At 56.6% G+C, this 14,668-nt stretch carries 14 protein-coding genes and 1 other annotated feature; of the genes, 7 read left to right on the top strand and 7 right to left on the bottom strand.

Annotation, left to right across the window (positions count from 1 at the left end; translation table 11 throughout):
* The first annotated feature begins 56 nt into the window (after window positions 1–56).
* Complete coding sequence (locus tag KHQ28_RS18695; RefSeq protein WP_032418476.1) at window positions 57–1,427, top strand: PepSY domain-containing protein; 1,371 nt, start codon at window positions 57–59, stop codon at window positions 1,425–1,427.
* A gap of 8 nt (window positions 1,428–1,435) precedes the next feature.
* On the opposite strand, the gene KHQ28_RS18690 is transcribed toward KHQ28_RS18695, so the two are convergent.
* From KHQ28_RS18690 to KHQ28_RS18680, 3 genes are read right to left on the bottom strand one after another with little or no spacing between them, the layout of a single operon-like run.
* Window positions 1,436–1,918, bottom strand: coding sequence for an OmpA family protein (locus KHQ28_RS18690; protein ID WP_004145671.1), 483 nt, complete (start codon window positions 1,916–1,918; stop codon window positions 1,436–1,438).
* Between the two features lie 13 nt (window positions 1,919–1,931).
* The gene (gene dgcN / locus KHQ28_RS18685) at window positions 1,932–3,155 is read right to left on the bottom strand and encodes a diguanylate cyclase DgcN (RefSeq protein ID WP_116286235.1); all 1,224 of its coding nucleotides are present in this window, start codon (window positions 3,153–3,155) and stop codon (window positions 1,932–1,934) included.
* Window positions 3,148–3,657, bottom strand: a complete 510-nt coding sequence (locus KHQ28_RS18680) for a YfiR family protein (RefSeq protein ID WP_004174804.1) — start codon at window positions 3,655–3,657, stop codon at window positions 3,148–3,150. Before KHQ28_RS18680 ends, dgcN begins: the two co-directional genes overlap by 8 nt.
* Before the next feature lie 342 nt (window positions 3,658–3,999).
* Here KHQ28_RS18680 and aroF point away from each other — a divergent pair, with 342 nt between their 5' ends.
* From aroF to KHQ28_RS18665, 3 genes are all read left to right on the top strand, one after another.
* On the top strand, window positions 4,000–5,070 hold the full coding sequence (aroF, locus tag KHQ28_RS18675; protein WP_002914114.1) for a 3-deoxy-7-phosphoheptulonate synthase AroF: 1,071 nt from the start codon (window positions 4,000–4,002) through the stop codon (window positions 5,068–5,070).
* Between the two features lie 9 nt (window positions 5,071–5,079).
* Window positions 5,080–6,201, top strand: a complete 1,122-nt coding sequence (gene tyrA / locus KHQ28_RS18670; RefSeq protein WP_004212948.1) for a bifunctional chorismate mutase/prephenate dehydrogenase — start codon at window positions 5,080–5,082, stop codon at window positions 6,199–6,201.
* Window positions 6,202–6,263: 62 nt separating this feature from the next.
* Window positions 6,264–7,136, top strand: a complete 873-nt coding sequence (locus KHQ28_RS18665; protein ID WP_032418478.1) for an SMP-30/gluconolactonase/LRE family protein — start codon at window positions 6,264–6,266, stop codon at window positions 7,134–7,136.
* Here KHQ28_RS18665 and pheA read toward each other — a convergent pair.
* The 4 genes from pheA to bamD all read right to left on the bottom strand — a co-directional run bounded on the left by pheA (window position 7,133) and on the right by bamD (window position 9,891).
* Window positions 7,133–8,293 carry a bifunctional chorismate mutase/prephenate dehydratase gene (gene pheA, locus KHQ28_RS18660; protein ID WP_004150975.1) on the bottom strand — a complete coding sequence of 387 codons (1,161 nt, stop codon included), beginning with the start codon at window positions 8,291–8,293 and terminating at the stop codon, window positions 7,133–7,135. The genes KHQ28_RS18665 and pheA overlap by 4 nt on opposite strands.
* A gap of 24 nt (window positions 8,294–8,317) precedes the next feature.
* Window positions 8,318–8,442, bottom strand: a sequence feature (Phe leader region).
* Window positions 8,394–8,441, bottom strand: coding sequence for a pheA operon leader peptide PheL (gene pheL, locus KHQ28_RS18655; protein WP_100250063.1), 48 nt, complete (start codon window positions 8,439–8,441; stop codon window positions 8,394–8,396). (Overlaps the previous feature by 48 nt.)
* A gap of 105 nt (window positions 8,443–8,547) precedes the next feature.
* Window positions 8,548–8,883 carry a ribosome-associated translation inhibitor RaiA gene (gene raiA / locus KHQ28_RS18650; RefSeq protein ID WP_002914111.1) on the bottom strand — a complete coding sequence of 112 codons (336 nt, stop codon included), beginning with the start codon at window positions 8,881–8,883 and terminating at the stop codon, window positions 8,548–8,550.
* Between the two features lie 270 nt (window positions 8,884–9,153).
* Window positions 9,154–9,891: an outer membrane protein assembly factor BamD gene (gene bamD, locus KHQ28_RS18645; RefSeq protein WP_004145664.1), complete on the bottom strand. Its 738-nt coding sequence runs from the start codon at window positions 9,889–9,891 to the stop codon at window positions 9,154–9,156.
* A gap of 131 nt (window positions 9,892–10,022) precedes the next feature.
* On the opposite strand from bamD, the gene rluD reads away from it, so the two are divergent.
* From rluD to clpB, 3 genes are all read left to right on the top strand, one after another.
* The gene (gene rluD / locus KHQ28_RS18640) at window positions 10,023–11,003 is read left to right on the top strand and encodes a 23S rRNA pseudouridine(1911/1915/1917) synthase RluD (RefSeq protein ID WP_002914110.1); all 981 of its coding nucleotides are present in this window, start codon (window positions 10,023–10,025) and stop codon (window positions 11,001–11,003) included.
* Window positions 11,000–11,653 carry a peptidoglycan editing factor PgeF gene (pgeF, locus tag KHQ28_RS18635; RefSeq protein WP_211777646.1) on the top strand — a complete coding sequence of 218 codons (654 nt, stop codon included), beginning with the start codon at window positions 11,000–11,002 and terminating at the stop codon, window positions 11,651–11,653. Before rluD ends, pgeF begins: the two co-directional genes overlap by 4 nt.
* 129 nt (window positions 11,654–11,782) lie before the next feature.
* Window positions 11,783–14,356 (top strand): ATP-dependent chaperone ClpB, encoded by a 2,574-nt coding sequence (gene clpB, locus KHQ28_RS18630; RefSeq protein ID WP_032418481.1) that lies wholly within the window; start codon window positions 11,783–11,785, stop codon window positions 14,354–14,356.
* Window positions 14,357–14,668: the final 312 nt, after the last annotated feature.

The raw sequence follows: 14,668 nt of genomic DNA, 5'->3' as shown, positions 1-14,668 counted from the left end.
TAAAAATCAATCTGCGCACCGCGCAACGACCTCTTTTGCTTTAAAAAAGGAAAAGTATGACAACCTGCACCTCGCGCGCGGCATGGCTGAACCTGCTGCGTCGCCTCCATTTCTATATTGGTCTGTTTATCGGACCGTTTATCTGTGTCGCTGCCCTGACCGGCACGCTGTACGTGGCGACGCCGCAGCTGGAAAACTGGCTCTATCACGACGCGCTGCATGGCCTTGCCGAGGGGACTCCGCAGCCGCTCAGCGCCCAGATTGCGGTGGCCGAAGAAGCGACCCAGGGCAATCTGCGGCTGCTGGCGGTGCGTCCGGCGCCTGCGTTGGGCGAGACCACGCGCATTATGTTTGCCGATCCGGGTCTCGGAGAGTCGGAATCCCGGGCTATTTTTGTCGATCCGATCGCGCTGCGGGTGAAGGGCGATATGACGGTCTACGGCACCAGCGGCATCCTGCCGCTGCGCCAGTGGATTGATTATGCGCATCGCTCTCTGCTGCTGGGCGACAGCGGGAGGTTATACAGCGAACTGGCCGCCTCCTGGATGTGGGTGGCCGCGCTCGGAGGCATTGCCCTGTGGGCGATGACGCGTCCAAAACGGCGGCTGAATAACGCCCTGCAGAACCATCGTCGGCTGCACGTGACGCTGGGCTGGGGCCTACTGGTGGGTATGCTGCTCTTCTCCGCCACCGGCCTGACCTGGTCGCAATGGGCCGGCGGCAATGTGGACAAAATGCGGGCAGCGTTCGGCTGGCTGACGCCGCAGGTCAATACCCAGCTGCATGGCGAGATGCCGATGACGCACGATCCCCACGCCGGACATCATATGGATGCGATGGCCATGGCCCAGCATCAGCCGGCGCTGCAGCAGGCCCAGTTTGACCAGGCGCTGGCGGCGGCCCGTCAGGCGGGGCTGAACGCCAGCCGGCTGGAGATCCGTCCGCCAGTGTCAGACGACCGCGCCTGGACGGTGAATGAGATCGACCGTCGCTGGCCGACGCAGGTGGACGCGGTGGCGATCGATGGCGCCACGATGCAGGTGGTGGATCGCACGCGTTTTGCCGACTTTCCGCTGATGGCGAAGCTCACCCGCTGGGGCGTCGATTTCCATATGGGGATCCTCTTTGGTCTGGCGAATCAGCTGCTGCTGGTGGGATTTGGCTGCGCGCTGTGCGTTACCATCGGGGTGGGGTACCGGTTATGGTGGATCCGCCGTCCGCCTCAGGCCGCCTGGGATCCGGCGCATTCGCTGCTGCAGGCGTGGCTGTCGCTCGCCTGGCCTGCCCGAAGCCTGGTGCTTGGGCTGGCGTTTGCCCTTGGATTGGCCATGCCGTTAATGGGAGCCAGCCTGTTGCTGTTCATTGCCGTTGACTACCTGCGCTGGCGCGCGGCAACGGCAATGAGGATGATGAAGTCCAGCGACTAAGTGAAGACTTACGGCGTGCTGATGACCACCGTTACCCGGCGGTTTTCGGCGCGCCCGGCCGCCGTGTCGTTGCTGGCGATCGGGTATTTTTTGCCAAGGCCGCGGGTGACTAAATTACTGCGTGGGACATGAGCGCCTTCCGCCCAGGCATCGGCCACGCTGTTGGCCCGCTTAAGCGACAGGGCTTCATTGTAACTATCTTCACCATAATTATCGGTATGGCCTTCAAGGCGGCTATGGGTGATCCCGGTAGCCGCCAGCCGCGAGGCCATCGTGGTGATCTGCTGGCGGCTGTCGGGACGTAGTCGGTAGTCATTCTTGTCAAACAGGATGCTATCGGATAAGCCCAGGGACCAATCGCCATTGCTTTCAGTGAAGCCGTAAGATTTCATCGCCGCCACCTGCTCCGGGGTAAATTTTCCCTGAGGAGCCTGGCAACCTGTCAAAAGCGCCGCCGCCATCAGGGCGGGGACGAAATATTTTCTGATCATAATGAGTCCTTTATTATTTCAGCGTCTGCTGGATACGTTGGTTTTTCATCCGATACATATTCTGATCGGCAAGTTCTTGCAGTGATTCCGCGGTGGCGTGTTCCCACGCCAGGGCATAACCGACGCTCAGCGAGAGCGTGGCGCTATGACCGTTGTGCAGGTTGAATGGCGGAAGAAATTGTTCCGTTAGCGCCTGGCACAGGGCCTGCACTTCTGCTTCCGAGCGCACCTCGCGCAGCAGAACGGCAAACTCATCGCCGCCAAGACGCCACGCCAGATGGCGTTTACCGGCAAAAGTCATCAGGCGGCTGGCGACCTCCATCAGCACTTTATCGCCCGCCGCATGCCCCCAGTTGTCGTTAATCAGTTTGAAATTATCGCCATCAAGAAACAGCAATGCCGAGGTTTGATGATCGACTTCATTCTGCATCAGCTCGGCGAGCGCGTTACGAAAGGCGGCGCGGTTAGCCAGGCCGGTCAACGGATCGTGTAACGAACTGCGCAACAGCTGCGCGTTTTTGGCCTGCAGCTGGCGCTGCCAGTCCTCCATTTCCCCCAGCAGGCTGTTAAAGTCCTGGGCGAAAAGATGGAACTCCTCGATACGCTCCTCCGGCACCCGCCGGGAGAAGTGGAGGTTTTCACGTATATCATGCACGACCTCAGTGATGCTCTGCAGGGCGGCGACGATCCCCCGGTGTAGGGAGTGGGTCAGCAGCAGGGCGATGAACGAGGCGAGCAGAATGCTGCCGGTCAGCACCAGAATCGAGATACCGAGAAAGTGGCTAATCAGTTCATCAAGCGCGGTCAATCTCAGCTCGCCGATTTGTTTGCCCTGGTGCCAGATGGGCTGCACCGTGGGCTCCGGAAACAGCCATTTACTGATAAGCCCGCTCACTTGCTCTTTATTGGCCAGCGGTTCATGGCGCCACGCGGCGAAGTGCTGCATCTGGCCGTTTAGCACGATTGCCTGGGAGATCTGCCCTTGCTTGCCCAACGACGCGAGGGTCTCCTCTGCCGCCGCGCTGTCGCCAAACACCAGGGCGGCTTCGAGGCTGCGCCCCATGGTCGCGGCAGTGAGCTCAAGATTTTTCTGCGCGTACTGCTTGAGCGTGAAGATTGAGGCTGTACTCAGCAGCAGCCAGACCAGCGTCATGGAGATCACCACGCTTATCACGCTAATGCGACGGAGCGCGCGTTTGAAAGTCGGGCGCGGAGTCTGTGAAAAGTCCTTATTCATGTGGTTTCTTCCGGGCAAGCATCAGGACGTCCGGGTTAACCCGAACCCCGCTGTGCGTCAGAACGTCCAGATTAACGGAGAAGCGGACCCGGTCGTCATTGATGATCAGGCAAAACGCGCTACCAATTGAACAATCCGTATTTTGTTCTGCGATGAGTAACAGCGGCCTCGGGCCATAGCGGCGAGTGAGTTCTGACTGTTCAGTCGGCGATTCGCTGCCAAAATAAAAACCATCGCAGGTCGTTTTTAACGCTTCTTCACGATTACGTACTATCACCGGTTGATAGGGTAATGCATCCGGATCTTCATGAGCCAGGCTATGGGTGAAGCGTGATGAGGCAAAAATGCACAGCTTTGGCGCTCCTGTTAATGACGGCCAACGGGTGTAGGTCACGATCCCGGAAACAATAGCGCGAACATGTTCTGAAGGTCCGGCAGCAAAAACAGGAGATACCGCGATGAGAAAAAATACAGTCAATAAAAGACGGTGTAATACTGTCATTAACGCTTCCGTCAAAGTCGCCATAGCGCGGGAAAAGCCGCTGCCGATGCCCGGCGAAGAATACCACTGTTAATAAAACCCGTCATTAGATGCGCCCTTTGCTTTGGGACAATTCTCACCAGGATTTTTCGTAGTACCGATACCGTGGGTGCGCAAGTTTGGCTTGTTTTTCCTATGTGTAAATATTGTTATACGCATCGCGCCATTGTAAGTGGCAATTAATTCGTTGGTGTAAATTAAAATTTACGGAATATGGATTGAATTCTTTACTTTGTGTGGTATCGTTACGTCATGCCCTCTGAGGCAACCCTTATCGCAAACGAGCTACACAGGATCGCAATCATGCAAAAAGACGCGCTGAACAACGTACATATTACCGACGAACATGTATTAATGACCCCGGAGCAACTGAAGGCGGAATTCCCGCTGAGCGTCGAGCAGGAAGCGCAGATCGCGCACGCCCGTCAGACCATTTCGGATATCATCGCCGGTCGCGATCCGCGCCTGCTGGTGGTATGTGGTCCTTGCTCCATTCACGATCCGGAAGCTGCGATTGAATATGCTCGTCGGTTTAAAGCCCTTGCCGCAGAGGTCAGCGATAGCCTCTACCTGGTGATGCGCGTCTATTTTGAAAAACCCCGTACCACCGTCGGCTGGAAGGGGCTGATTAACGATCCGCACATGGATGGTTCGTTTGATGTTGAAGGCGGCCTGAAGATTGCGCGTCGTCTGCTGGTTGAGCTCGTCAATATGGGACTGCCGCTGGCGACGGAAGCGCTGGATCCCAACAGCCCGCAGTACCTTGGGGATCTGTTCAGCTGGTCCGCTATCGGCGCGCGTACCACGGAATCACAAACGCACCGCGAAATGGCCTCTGGCCTGTCGATGCCGGTCGGCTTTAAAAACGGTACCGATGGTAGCCTGGCCACGGCCATCAACGCCATGCGCGCCGCGGCGATGCCGCACCGTTTCGTCGGCATCAATCAGGCCGGGCAGGTCTGCCTGCTGCAAACGCAGGGTAATCCGAACGGCCATGTGATCCTCCGCGGCGGCAAGGCGCCGAACTACGGTCCGGAAGATGTGGCGAAATGCGAAAAAGAGATGGCGCAGGCGGGACTGAAGCCGTCGCTGATGGTAGATTGCAGTCATGGGAACTCCAATAAAGATTTCCGCCGCCAGCCGGCCGTGGCTGAATCCGTGGTCGCGCAGATCAAAGATGGCAACCGCTCCATTATCGGCCTGATGATCGAAAGTAATATCCACGAAGGCAATCAGTCCTCTGAACAGCCGCGTGAGGCGATGAAATACGGCGTCTCGGTGACGGATGCCTGCATCAGCTGGGAGACTACCGAGGCGCTGCTGCGTGAACTGGATAAGGATCTCCGTGGCCACCTGGCGGCCCGTTTGGTTTAAGAGGAAAGTATGGTTGCTGAACTGACCGCGTTACGCGATCAAATTGATGAAGTGGATAAAGCGTTGCTTAGCCTGCTGGCTAAGCGTCTGGAGCTGGTGGCCGAAGTCGGCGAGGTGAAGAGCCAGTATGGCCTGCCGATTTACGTCCCGGAGCGCGAGTCGGCGATGCTCGCCTCCCGACGTAAAGAGGCGGCTGCGCTCGGCGTACCACCGGATCTGATCGAGGACGTTCTGCGTCGCGTGATGCGGGAATCCTATTCCAGCGAAAACGACAAAGGCTTCAAAACCCTGCAGCCGAATCTGCGGCCGGTGGTGATCGTCGGCGGCGGTGGGCAGATGGGCCGTCTGTTTGAGAAGATGTTAACGCTGTCCGGCTACCAGGTGCGTATTCTGGAAAAAAACGATTGGGCCCGGGCGGCGGATATCGTCGCCGATGCCGGCATGGTTATCGTCAGCGTACCGATTCACACCACCGTGGAGACGATCGGCAGGCTGCCGCCCCTTCCGGCGGATTGCATTCTGGTTGACCTTGCCTCGGTGAAAGCGGAGCCGCTGCAGGCGATGCTGGCGGCGCATCAGGGCCCGGTTCTCGGCCTGCACCCGATGTTCGGTCCGGACAGCGGCAGCCTGGCGAAGCAGGTGGTGGTCTATTGTGATGGTCGCCAGCCGGAGGCCTATCAGTGGTTCCTCGAACAAATTCAGGTTTGGGGCGCGCGGCTGCACCGCATCAGCGCCGTTGAGCACGATCAGAACATGGCCTTTATTCAGGCGCTGCGCCACTTTGCCACCTTCGCCTATGGCCTGCACCTGGCGGAAGAGAATGTACGTCTTGAGCAACTGCTGGCGCTCTCGTCACCCATTTACCGACTGGAGCTGGCGATGGTAGGCCGTCTGTTTGCCCAGGATCCGCAGCTGTACGCCGATATTATTATGTCATCGGAAAACAACCTGGCGCTGATTAAGCGCTACTACCAGCGTTTCGGCGAAGCGATCGGCCTGCTGGAGCAGGGCGATAAGCAGGCGTTTATCGACAGCTTCCGTAAAGTCGAACACTGGTTTGGCGATTACGCTCAGCGTTTCCAGAGCGAGAGCCGCACGCTGCTGCGTCAGGCGAACGATAATCGGCAGTAAAGCGAAAAAGATGTATACAATAAAGCCAGCGACCGCTGGCTTTTTTTATAGGGATGACAACGATGGCTGAACCACAACCGCTGTTTGACTACACCGGATACCTGCCGGAATGCCCGACCTGGAGCGAGGCAGAACAGGCCCTCTACTGGGCTGATATCATGGAATGTGAAATTCACCGCTACGATATCCGCAGCGGAGAACACCAGGTGCTGCAGTTTCCGGAGGAGGTCGGCTGTTTTGCCCTGCGCGAGAAGGGCGGGTTTATCGTGGCATTGCGCAGCGGCATCTGGCTGACCGACACCCACGGCCTGCTGCGGCGGAAAGTCTGCGATAACCCGAGCAACCCGGAGCTGGCGCGGTTTAACGACGGCGGGACCGATCGCGATGGGCGCTTTTATGCCGGTACCTTCTGGGGGCCAGGGGATTACAACGGCGCGCTGCTGATGCGAGTGGATAACGACCTGCAGCCGAAAGTGATCCAGTGTGACATCCATGGCGCCAATGGCCTGGCCTTTAGCGCCGACCGGCGCTGGATGTATACCTCTGATACGCCGAACGCCGTGATCTACCGTACGCCGCTGGATGAGCAGGGTGAGCCTGGCCGACGCGAAGTCTTTCGCCGTTTTCAGCCTGGCGAAGGGATCCCTGACGGGGCGGCGATCGACGTGGAGGGATGTTACTGGAGCGCAATGTTTGACGGCTGGCGGATCGCCCGTTTCTCGCCGCAGGGCGAGGAGCTGGAATCCTACCCGATGCCGGTACGTTGCCCGACGATGGTCTGCTTCGGCGGGGCGGATATGAAAACGCTCTATATCACCACCACCCGGGAAAACATGGAGGACGATGAGCTGGCGCAGTATCCGCTGTCAGGCGCCATCTTCACCCTGCCGGTAGCGGTGGCAGGGATGAAGAAATTCCCGTTCCGCGAATGTTAAACCGGATCCACCGGGACCACGTTTTCGCTAGGGTAGCAGCCGAGGACCTTCATGGAGCGGGTGATATCCGCCAGCTCCTTCAGCGCCTTGCGCATGGGCAGCGAATCCAGGTTGGCCTGAATATCGAGATAAAACATCTCTTCCCAGGGATTGCCGTGGATCGGGCGGGATTCCAGTTTGGTCATGATCAGATTGTGGTTGCGCAACACCAGCAGGGCTTCCACCAGGGCGCCCGCCTGCTGACCGGTCGCCATTAACAGCGTGGTCTTGGCCGGCACCTGATCGGAGACGTTCACCGCTTTGCGCGCCAGGACGAGGAAGCGCGTGATGTTCTGCGTCTGGTTGGCCTGGCAGTGCTCCAGCACCTGCAGACCATACAGAGCGCCGCCCGCTTCGCTACCCAGGGCCGCGACGGCCGGGGAGTTCGCCTGCGCCACTTTTTCCATTGCCGCCGAGGTGCTCTCGGTATACTCAATCTTCCAGTGCGGGTAGCGGCTCAGGTACTGGCTGCACTGCTGGAACGGCTGCGGATGGCTGTAAACGGTCTGAATTTTATCGGCATCCGTCGAGGTGCTCACCAGTACGCAATGATCGATAGGGATCGTCAGCTCGCCAACGATCGACAGGCTGGTGTGCTGCAGCAGATCGTAGACGTCGTTGATCCCGCCGGAGCTGGTGTTTTCAATCGGCACCACCGCGTAATCGGCCTGGCCGGTTTCTACCTGATTAAAAATATCGGCGAACTTCGCGCAGCCGCTCTCAATAAACTGCTCAAAGTGGCGAGCGGCGTACTGACGCGCCGCCAGATGCGAGTAAGAGCCCTTGGGACCGAGGAACGCCACGCGGGCCGAATGCGGGTTAATTTTATTCAGATGCTGCTGCAGCAGGGTTTGCTGGGTAAGAACAGAGTCTTCGATAATCAGCTGGAACAGGCGGGTGATATAGTGCGCATCCAGATTATGGCGCTTGCCGATAGTCATCAGGCGCTCCAGCAGATCGCGTTCGCGGTCAATATCACGCACCGGACGATGGGAGGCCAGTTTGGCTTTTCCAACCTCAACAGCCAGTCCGCGGCGCTCCGCCAGCAGAGCAAGCAGCTTCTCGTCCAGGGCGCTTATCTTATCGCGCAGCGCCAGTAATGGGTTTTCCTCGGTCATAGATGTTGCCTTTGTTGTTATCAAATAAAAAAGGCCTCCCGGGTGGGAGGCCTTATTGTTCGTCTTCGCATTCTTTCTTATACGACGAATTGCCTCCCGGTCAGGGGAAGGTAAAAAAGAATGCGAAGAAGAACGGGACAAGTTTCATGGTAAATTCCTTTAGGTAGTGGGGATTACAGTACCTGTACTGTTTTCACTCTGTCAATAAAAAACGCGCCCGAAGGCGCGTGGCATGACACAACTTAAGTTAAGGATTACTCTTCTTCTTCCACAAAGCCTGCCTCTTTCACCGACGTCGCGGCGCGGCGGGCTTCCCCTTTGTGTTGCACTTTATTGAGCTGCCGTTCCAGCTTGTTGATCAATTCGTTAATGGCGGCGTACATATCTTCATGACGCGCACTGGCAACCAGATGGCCGTTTGGCGTGTTGATGGTTGCATCAGCGATAAAACCCTGCGGCTCCTTAGACAGAATGATGTGCGGGTTGATTAAATGAGTTTGCCACTTATCCAGTTTGGCGAGACGGTCTGCGACATGCTGGCGGATTGCCGGAGTAATTTCCATTTGTTTACTGGTAATGTTCATTGTCATAAATTTTACCTCTTGTCTTTCCCGTCTTGGTGAATCCAGCATACCTTTCCCAATGTCAAAATGTGTGATCTAAATCACATTTTATTGTCACTTTTTGTCAACAAATTCATTTTGTGAGACAGGGCAGGAAGAAGTGAGATTTTACTTGTCGAACCCGATAAAGCAGGCCATATTTGATGAGTTAACCCGGCGCTAAACCGCTTCAGCTCGTCGGGAAACGTATAAAAAAACGGCAGCCAGTGGCTGCCGTTTGCGATCGATGAGTCAGGCTCAGGTGTTCTTGCTGTTCGCGGCGATAATCTTCGCGACTTTGTCCGCCTGAGCGTTCATTTGCATCTGACGATAGGCGTTTTCCATCTTCGGCAGGGCATCGCGGGTGGCCTGGGTATCCGGATAATTACGCATCATCCCTTCCACACGGTTAACCACGGCAACCCATGCGCCACGATCGGTGTAGTAATCCACGACCGACAGCTCATATTTGGCCAGACGATCTTTCAGGAACACCATGCGTTTATAGGCGTCAGTGGCGTACTGGCTGTTCGGATAACCACGCACCAGTTTGGAGAAGTCATTGAAGGCATCGCGCGCGTGCTGCGGATCGCGGTCGGAGCGATCAACGCCGAAGAAGCCCTGCAGGGCGCTGTCATCCAGGGCCATGTTGGTCAGGCCGCGCATATAGATGACATAGTCGATGTTCGGATGGGTGGGGTTCAAACGCATGAAGCGATCGATAGCCGCCTGAGCCAGAGGAAGATCGGCGTTTTTATAATACGCATAAATCAGATCCAGCTGTACCTGTTGGGAATAAGGGCCGAATGGATAACGATTATCCAACGCTTCCAGTTGCGTTATCGCCTGTTTCCAGTTACCGTCCTGCAGTTTTTGCTGGGCGGTCGCGTAGATTTCATTCGGCGGATTATCAGGCACCTCTTCCTTAGAGCCGGAGCAACCCACCAAAGCCAGGCTCAGTGTGGCGGCTGCCACCAGGTATTTCATGCGCGTCATGACGTTTTGACTTCCTCAAAATGTTTATGCGGGAGAATCTCTGTTCCTGCTCCCGATTAAGACCAGCTACAATAGCACACTATATTAAACGGCAAAGCCGTAAAACCCAACGTTAAACGAAGAAGCTGTATATGGCACAACGAGTACAACTCACCGCAACGGTGACCGAAAATCAACTCGGTCAACGCTTAGATCAGGCTTTGGCCGAATTGTTCCCTGATTATTCGCGATCGCGGATAAAAGAATGGATCCTCGACCAACGCGTATTAGTCAATGGCACCATTGGCGATAAACCGAAAGAAAAAGTGCTGGGGGGAGAACGCATCGCTATCGATGTGGAAATCGAAGAAGAGGCGCGCTTCCAGCCGCAGGATATTCCGCTCAATATCGTTTACGAAGATGATGACATCATCGTGATCAATAAACCGCGCGATCTGGTTGTACATCCTGGCGCGGGCAACCCTGACGGTACTGTGCTGAATGCGCTGCTGCACTACTATCCGCCTATTGCCGATGTGCCGCGCGCGGGTATTGTTCATCGTCTGGATAAAGACACCACCGGTCTGATGGTGGTGGCGAAAACCATTCCGGCGCAAACCCGGCTGGTGGAGTCGCTGCAGCTGCGCGAGATCACCCGTGAATACGAAGCGGTGGCGATCGGTCATATGACCGCCGGTGGCACAGTGGAAGAGCCGATCAGCCGTCACCCGACCAAGCGTACCCATATGGCGGTGCATCCGATGGGCAAACCGGCGGTGACCCACTACCGCATTATGGAACATTTCCGCATCCATACCCGCCTGCGTCTGCGTCTGGAAACCGGTCGTACACATCAGATCCGCGTGCATATGTCGCATATCACCCATCCGCTGGTGGGTGACCAGGTCTATGGCGGTCGGCCGCGTCCGCCGAAGGGCGCGTCGGAGGAATTCATTACCGCGCTGCGTAAATTCGACCGCCAGGCGCTGCATGCCACCATGCTGCGCCTGTATCACCCGATCTCCGGCATTGAAATGGAGTGGCACGCGCCCATCCCGCAGGATATGGTCGAGCTCATCGAGGCGATGCGCGCCGATTTTGAAGCCCATAAGGACGATATTGACTGGTTATGACGAAACTGATTGTACCGCAGTGGCCAATGCCCGGCAGCGTGGCGGCCTGTAGTTCTACCCGCATCGGCGGCGTGAGTCTGCCGCCCTATGACTCGCTCAACCTGGGCGCCCATTGCGGCGACAATCTGCAGGATGTCGAAGAAAACCGGCGGCGGATGTTTGCCGCCGGCGGCTTGCCGTCTTACCCGGTTTGGCTGGAGCAGGTCCATGGCACCGAGGTTCTGACGCTGGACGGCGGACCCTATCCGTCGAAACGCGCGGATGCCTCTTATAGTCGTACGCCAGGGACCGTCTGCGCGGTGATGACCGCTGACTGCCTGCCGGTGCTGTTCTGTAACCGCGACGGCACCGAAGTCGCCGCGGCGCACGCGGGATGGCGCGGCTTATGCGAAGGGGTTCTGGAAGCGACGGTTGCTCGTTTCGCCGATAAAGCCGAAAATATTATGGCGTGGCTGGGGCCCGCCATCGGTCCGCAGGCGTTTGAGGTGGGACCGGAAGTCCGGGATNNGGCGCGGCAGCGTCTGGCAAACGTCGGCGTTGAGCAGATTTTCGGCGGCGATCGCTGCACGCTAAGCGAAAAGGATGATTTTTTCTCTTACCGGCGCGACAAGACCACCGGTCGTATGGCAAGTTTCATTTGGCTGATATAACCTAGAGAATCAAGACGATCCAGAAGGCAAACTTATTTTTCACATAGTTCGGGTCTTTAACCTTGAATAATTGAGGGATGACCTCATTTAATCTCCAGTAGCAAATTTGACCTGTTTATGGGAGGAGTTATGCGTCTGGATCGTCTTACCAATAAATTCCAGCTTGCTCTTGCCGATGCCCAGTCGCTCGCACTCGGGCACGACAACCAATTCATCGAACCTCTTCATTTAATGAGCGCCTTGCTGAATCAGGAAGGGGGATCGGTACGTCCTTTATTAACCTCGGCGGGCGTGAATGCCGGGAAACTGCGCACTGACATCGAACAGGCCTTGAGCCGTTTACCGCAGGTGGAAGGCACCGGCGGCGATGTGCAACCTTCTCAGGATTTAGTGCGGATCCTCAACCTTTGCGACAAGCTGGCGCAAAAGAAAAAGGACAACTTTATTTCGTCGGAACTGTTCGTTCTGGCGGCGCTTGAATCACGCGGTACGCTGACCGACCTTTTAAAATCCGCCGGAGCAACAACCGCCAACATGACTCAGGCGATTGAACAAATGCGCGGAGGGGAAAGCGTGAACGATCAGGGTGCCGAAGACCAACGTCAGGCATTGAAGAAATTTACCGTCGATCTCACCGAGCGTGCCGAGCAGGGCAAGCTGGATCCGGTGATCGGCCGTGATGAAGAGATTCGCCGTACCATTCAGGTACTGCAGCGTCGTACCAAAAACAACCCGGTGCTGATCGGTGAACCCGGGGTGGGTAAAACGGCAATCGTCGAAGGCCTGGCGCAGCGTATCGTCAACGGCGAAGTACCAGAAGGGCTGAAAGGCCGTCGGGTATTGGCGCTGGATATGGGGGCGCTGGTGGCCGGGGCGAAATACCGCGGTGAGTTTGAAGAGCGTCTGAAAGGCGTGCTGACCGACCTGTCCAAACAGGAAGGCAACGTCATTCTATTTATCGACGAACTGCATACCATGGTTGGCGCTGGTAAAGCCGACGGCGCGATGGATGCGGGTAACATGCTGAAGCCGGCGCTGGCGCGTGGTGAACTGCACTGCGTCGGGGCGACGACGCTTGATGAATACCGTCAGTACATCGAAAAAGACGCCGCGCTGGAACGTCGCTTCCAGAAAGTGTTCGTTGCCGAGCCTTCGGTAGAAGATACCATCGCGATTCTGCGCGGTCTGAAAGAACGTTATGAGCTGCACCACCACGTGCAGATCACTGACCCGGCTATCGTGGCGGCGGCGACCTTATCGCATCGCTATATTGCCGACCGTCAGCTGCCGGATAAAGCCATCGACCTCATCGATGAGGCGGCATCCAGCATCCGTATGCAGATTGACTCCAAACCGGAAGAGCTGGACCGTCTCGATCGGCGTATTATCCAGCTGAAACTGGAACAGCAGGCGCTGAAGAAAGAGTCTGATGAGGCGAGCCTGAAGCGTCTCGATATGCTCAACGAGGAGCTGGCGGATAAAGAACGGCAGTACTCGGTGCTGGAAGAAGAGTGGAAAGCGGAAAAAGCGTCGCTCTCCGGCACCCAGACCATCAAAGCTGAGCTGGAGCATGCGAAAATCGCCATCGAACAGGCGCGCCGCGTCGGCGATCTGGCGCGGATGTCCGAGCTGCAGTACGGCAAAATTCCGGAACTGGAGAAACAGCTGGCGGCGGCCACTCAGTCCGAAGGGAAAACCATGCGTCTGCTGCGTAATAAAGTGACGGATGCTGAAATCGCCGAAGTGCTGGCTCGCTGGACCGGTATCCCGGTCTCCCGCATGATGGAAAGCGAGCGTGACAAACTGCTGCGTATGGAACAGGAGCTGCATCATCGGGTGATTGGCCAGGATGAGGCGGTTGAAGCGGTATCCAACGCCATTCGCCGCAGCCGCGCCGGGCTGTCCGATCCGAACCGGCCGATTGGTTCGTTCCTGTTCCTCGGTCCAACCGGGGTCGGTAAAACCGAGCTGTGTAAAACGCTGGCTAACTTTATGTTCGATAGCGACGACGCGATGGTGCGTATCGATATGTCCGAGTTTATGGAGAAACATTCCGTCTCGCGTCTGGTCGGTGCGCCTCCGGGATACGTCGGCTATGAAGAGGGCGGTTACCTGACCGAGGCGGTGCGCCGTCGTCCTTATTCCGTCATCCTGCTGGATGAAGTGGAAAAAGCGCACCCGGATGTGTTCAACATTCTGCTGCAGGTACTCGACGACGGGCGTCTCACCGACGGGCAGGGGAGAACGGTCGACTTCCGTAATACGGTAGTCATCATGACCTCGAACCTCGGTTCCGATCTGATTCAGGAACGGTTCGGCGAGCTGGACTACGGACATATGAAGGACCTGGTGCTGGGGGTAGTCAGCCAGAACTTCCGTCCGGAGTTCATCAACCGTATCGACGAAGTGGTGGTCTTCCATCCGCTGGGCGAGAAACATATTGCCTCTATTGCCCAGATCCAGCTGCAGCGTCTGTATAAACGTCTGGAAGAGCGCGGATATGAAGTGCATATGTCCGATGAGGCGCTGAAGCTGCTGAGCGCCAATGGTTACGATCCGGTATACGGCGCGCGGCCATTGAAACGTGCTATTCAGCAGCAGATTGAGAACCCGTTAGCCCAGCAGATCCTTTCCGGTGAGCTGGTTCCGGGTAAAACCATCGAGCTGGTAGTAAAAGACGACCGCATTGTGGCAGTGCAGTAAATCACAAAACGACAAAAACGGGCCCAGCGGGCTCGTTTTTGTTTAAAAACCAGGCAAGAATTAAAGCTCAACACCTGATTTGGTTGAAAAGTGAGCGGTTAAATTCTTTTTTTGAATTTATCCTTGTCACTTCAGAATTACCCCCTATAATGCGCCTCCACTGACACGGAACAACGGCAAACAAGCCGCCGAGCCAGGAGGATTCAACGACGGAAATCGACGTTGAAAGCCGACAGAGAAAAGCAAAATAAGCGCTTGACTCTGAATGAGGAAAACGTATTATACGGGACCTCGCGACAGAGCGCTAAAGCG

The sequence above is a fragment of the Klebsiella sp. 28 genome, from assembly GCF_018223905.1.
Classification (GTDB): domain Bacteria; phylum Pseudomonadota; class Gammaproteobacteria; order Enterobacterales; family Enterobacteriaceae; genus Klebsiella; species Klebsiella pneumoniae.
This window is presented reverse-complemented; position numbering and strand designations above follow the sequence as displayed.

Coding starts and splice junctions, on each gene's coding strand:
- KHQ28_RS18695 (WP_032418476.1), top strand. CDS start 57: ATGACAACCTGCACCTCGCGCGCGGCATGGCTGAACCTGCTGCGTCGC.
- KHQ28_RS18690 (WP_004145671.1), bottom strand. CDS start 1,918: ATGATCAGAAAATATTTCGTCCCCGCCCTGATGGCGGCGGCGCTTTTG.
- dgcN (WP_116286235.1), bottom strand. CDS start 3,155: ATGAATAAGGACTTTTCACAGACTCCGCGCCCGACTTTCAAACGCGCG.
- KHQ28_RS18680 (WP_004174804.1), bottom strand. CDS start 3,657: ATGACAGTATTACACCGTCTTTTATTGACTGTATTTTTTCTCATCGCG.
- aroF (WP_002914114.1), top strand. CDS start 4,000: ATGCAAAAAGACGCGCTGAACAACGTACATATTACCGACGAACATGTA.
- tyrA (WP_004212948.1), top strand. CDS start 5,080: ATGGTTGCTGAACTGACCGCGTTACGCGATCAAATTGATGAAGTGGAT.
- KHQ28_RS18665 (WP_032418478.1), top strand. CDS start 6,264: ATGGCTGAACCACAACCGCTGTTTGACTACACCGGATACCTGCCGGAA.
- pheA (WP_004150975.1), bottom strand. CDS start 8,293: ATGACCGAGGAAAACCCATTACTGGCGCTGCGCGATAAGATAAGCGCC.
- raiA (WP_002914111.1), bottom strand. CDS start 8,883: ATGACAATGAACATTACCAGTAAACAAATGGAAATTACTCCGGCAATC.
- bamD (WP_004145664.1), bottom strand. CDS start 9,891: ATGACGCGCATGAAATACCTGGTGGCAGCCGCCACACTGAGCCTGGCT.
- rluD (WP_002914110.1), top strand. CDS start 10,023: ATGGCACAACGAGTACAACTCACCGCAACGGTGACCGAAAATCAACTC.
- clpB (WP_032418481.1), top strand. CDS start 11,783: ATGCGTCTGGATCGTCTTACCAATAAATTCCAGCTTGCTCTTGCCGAT.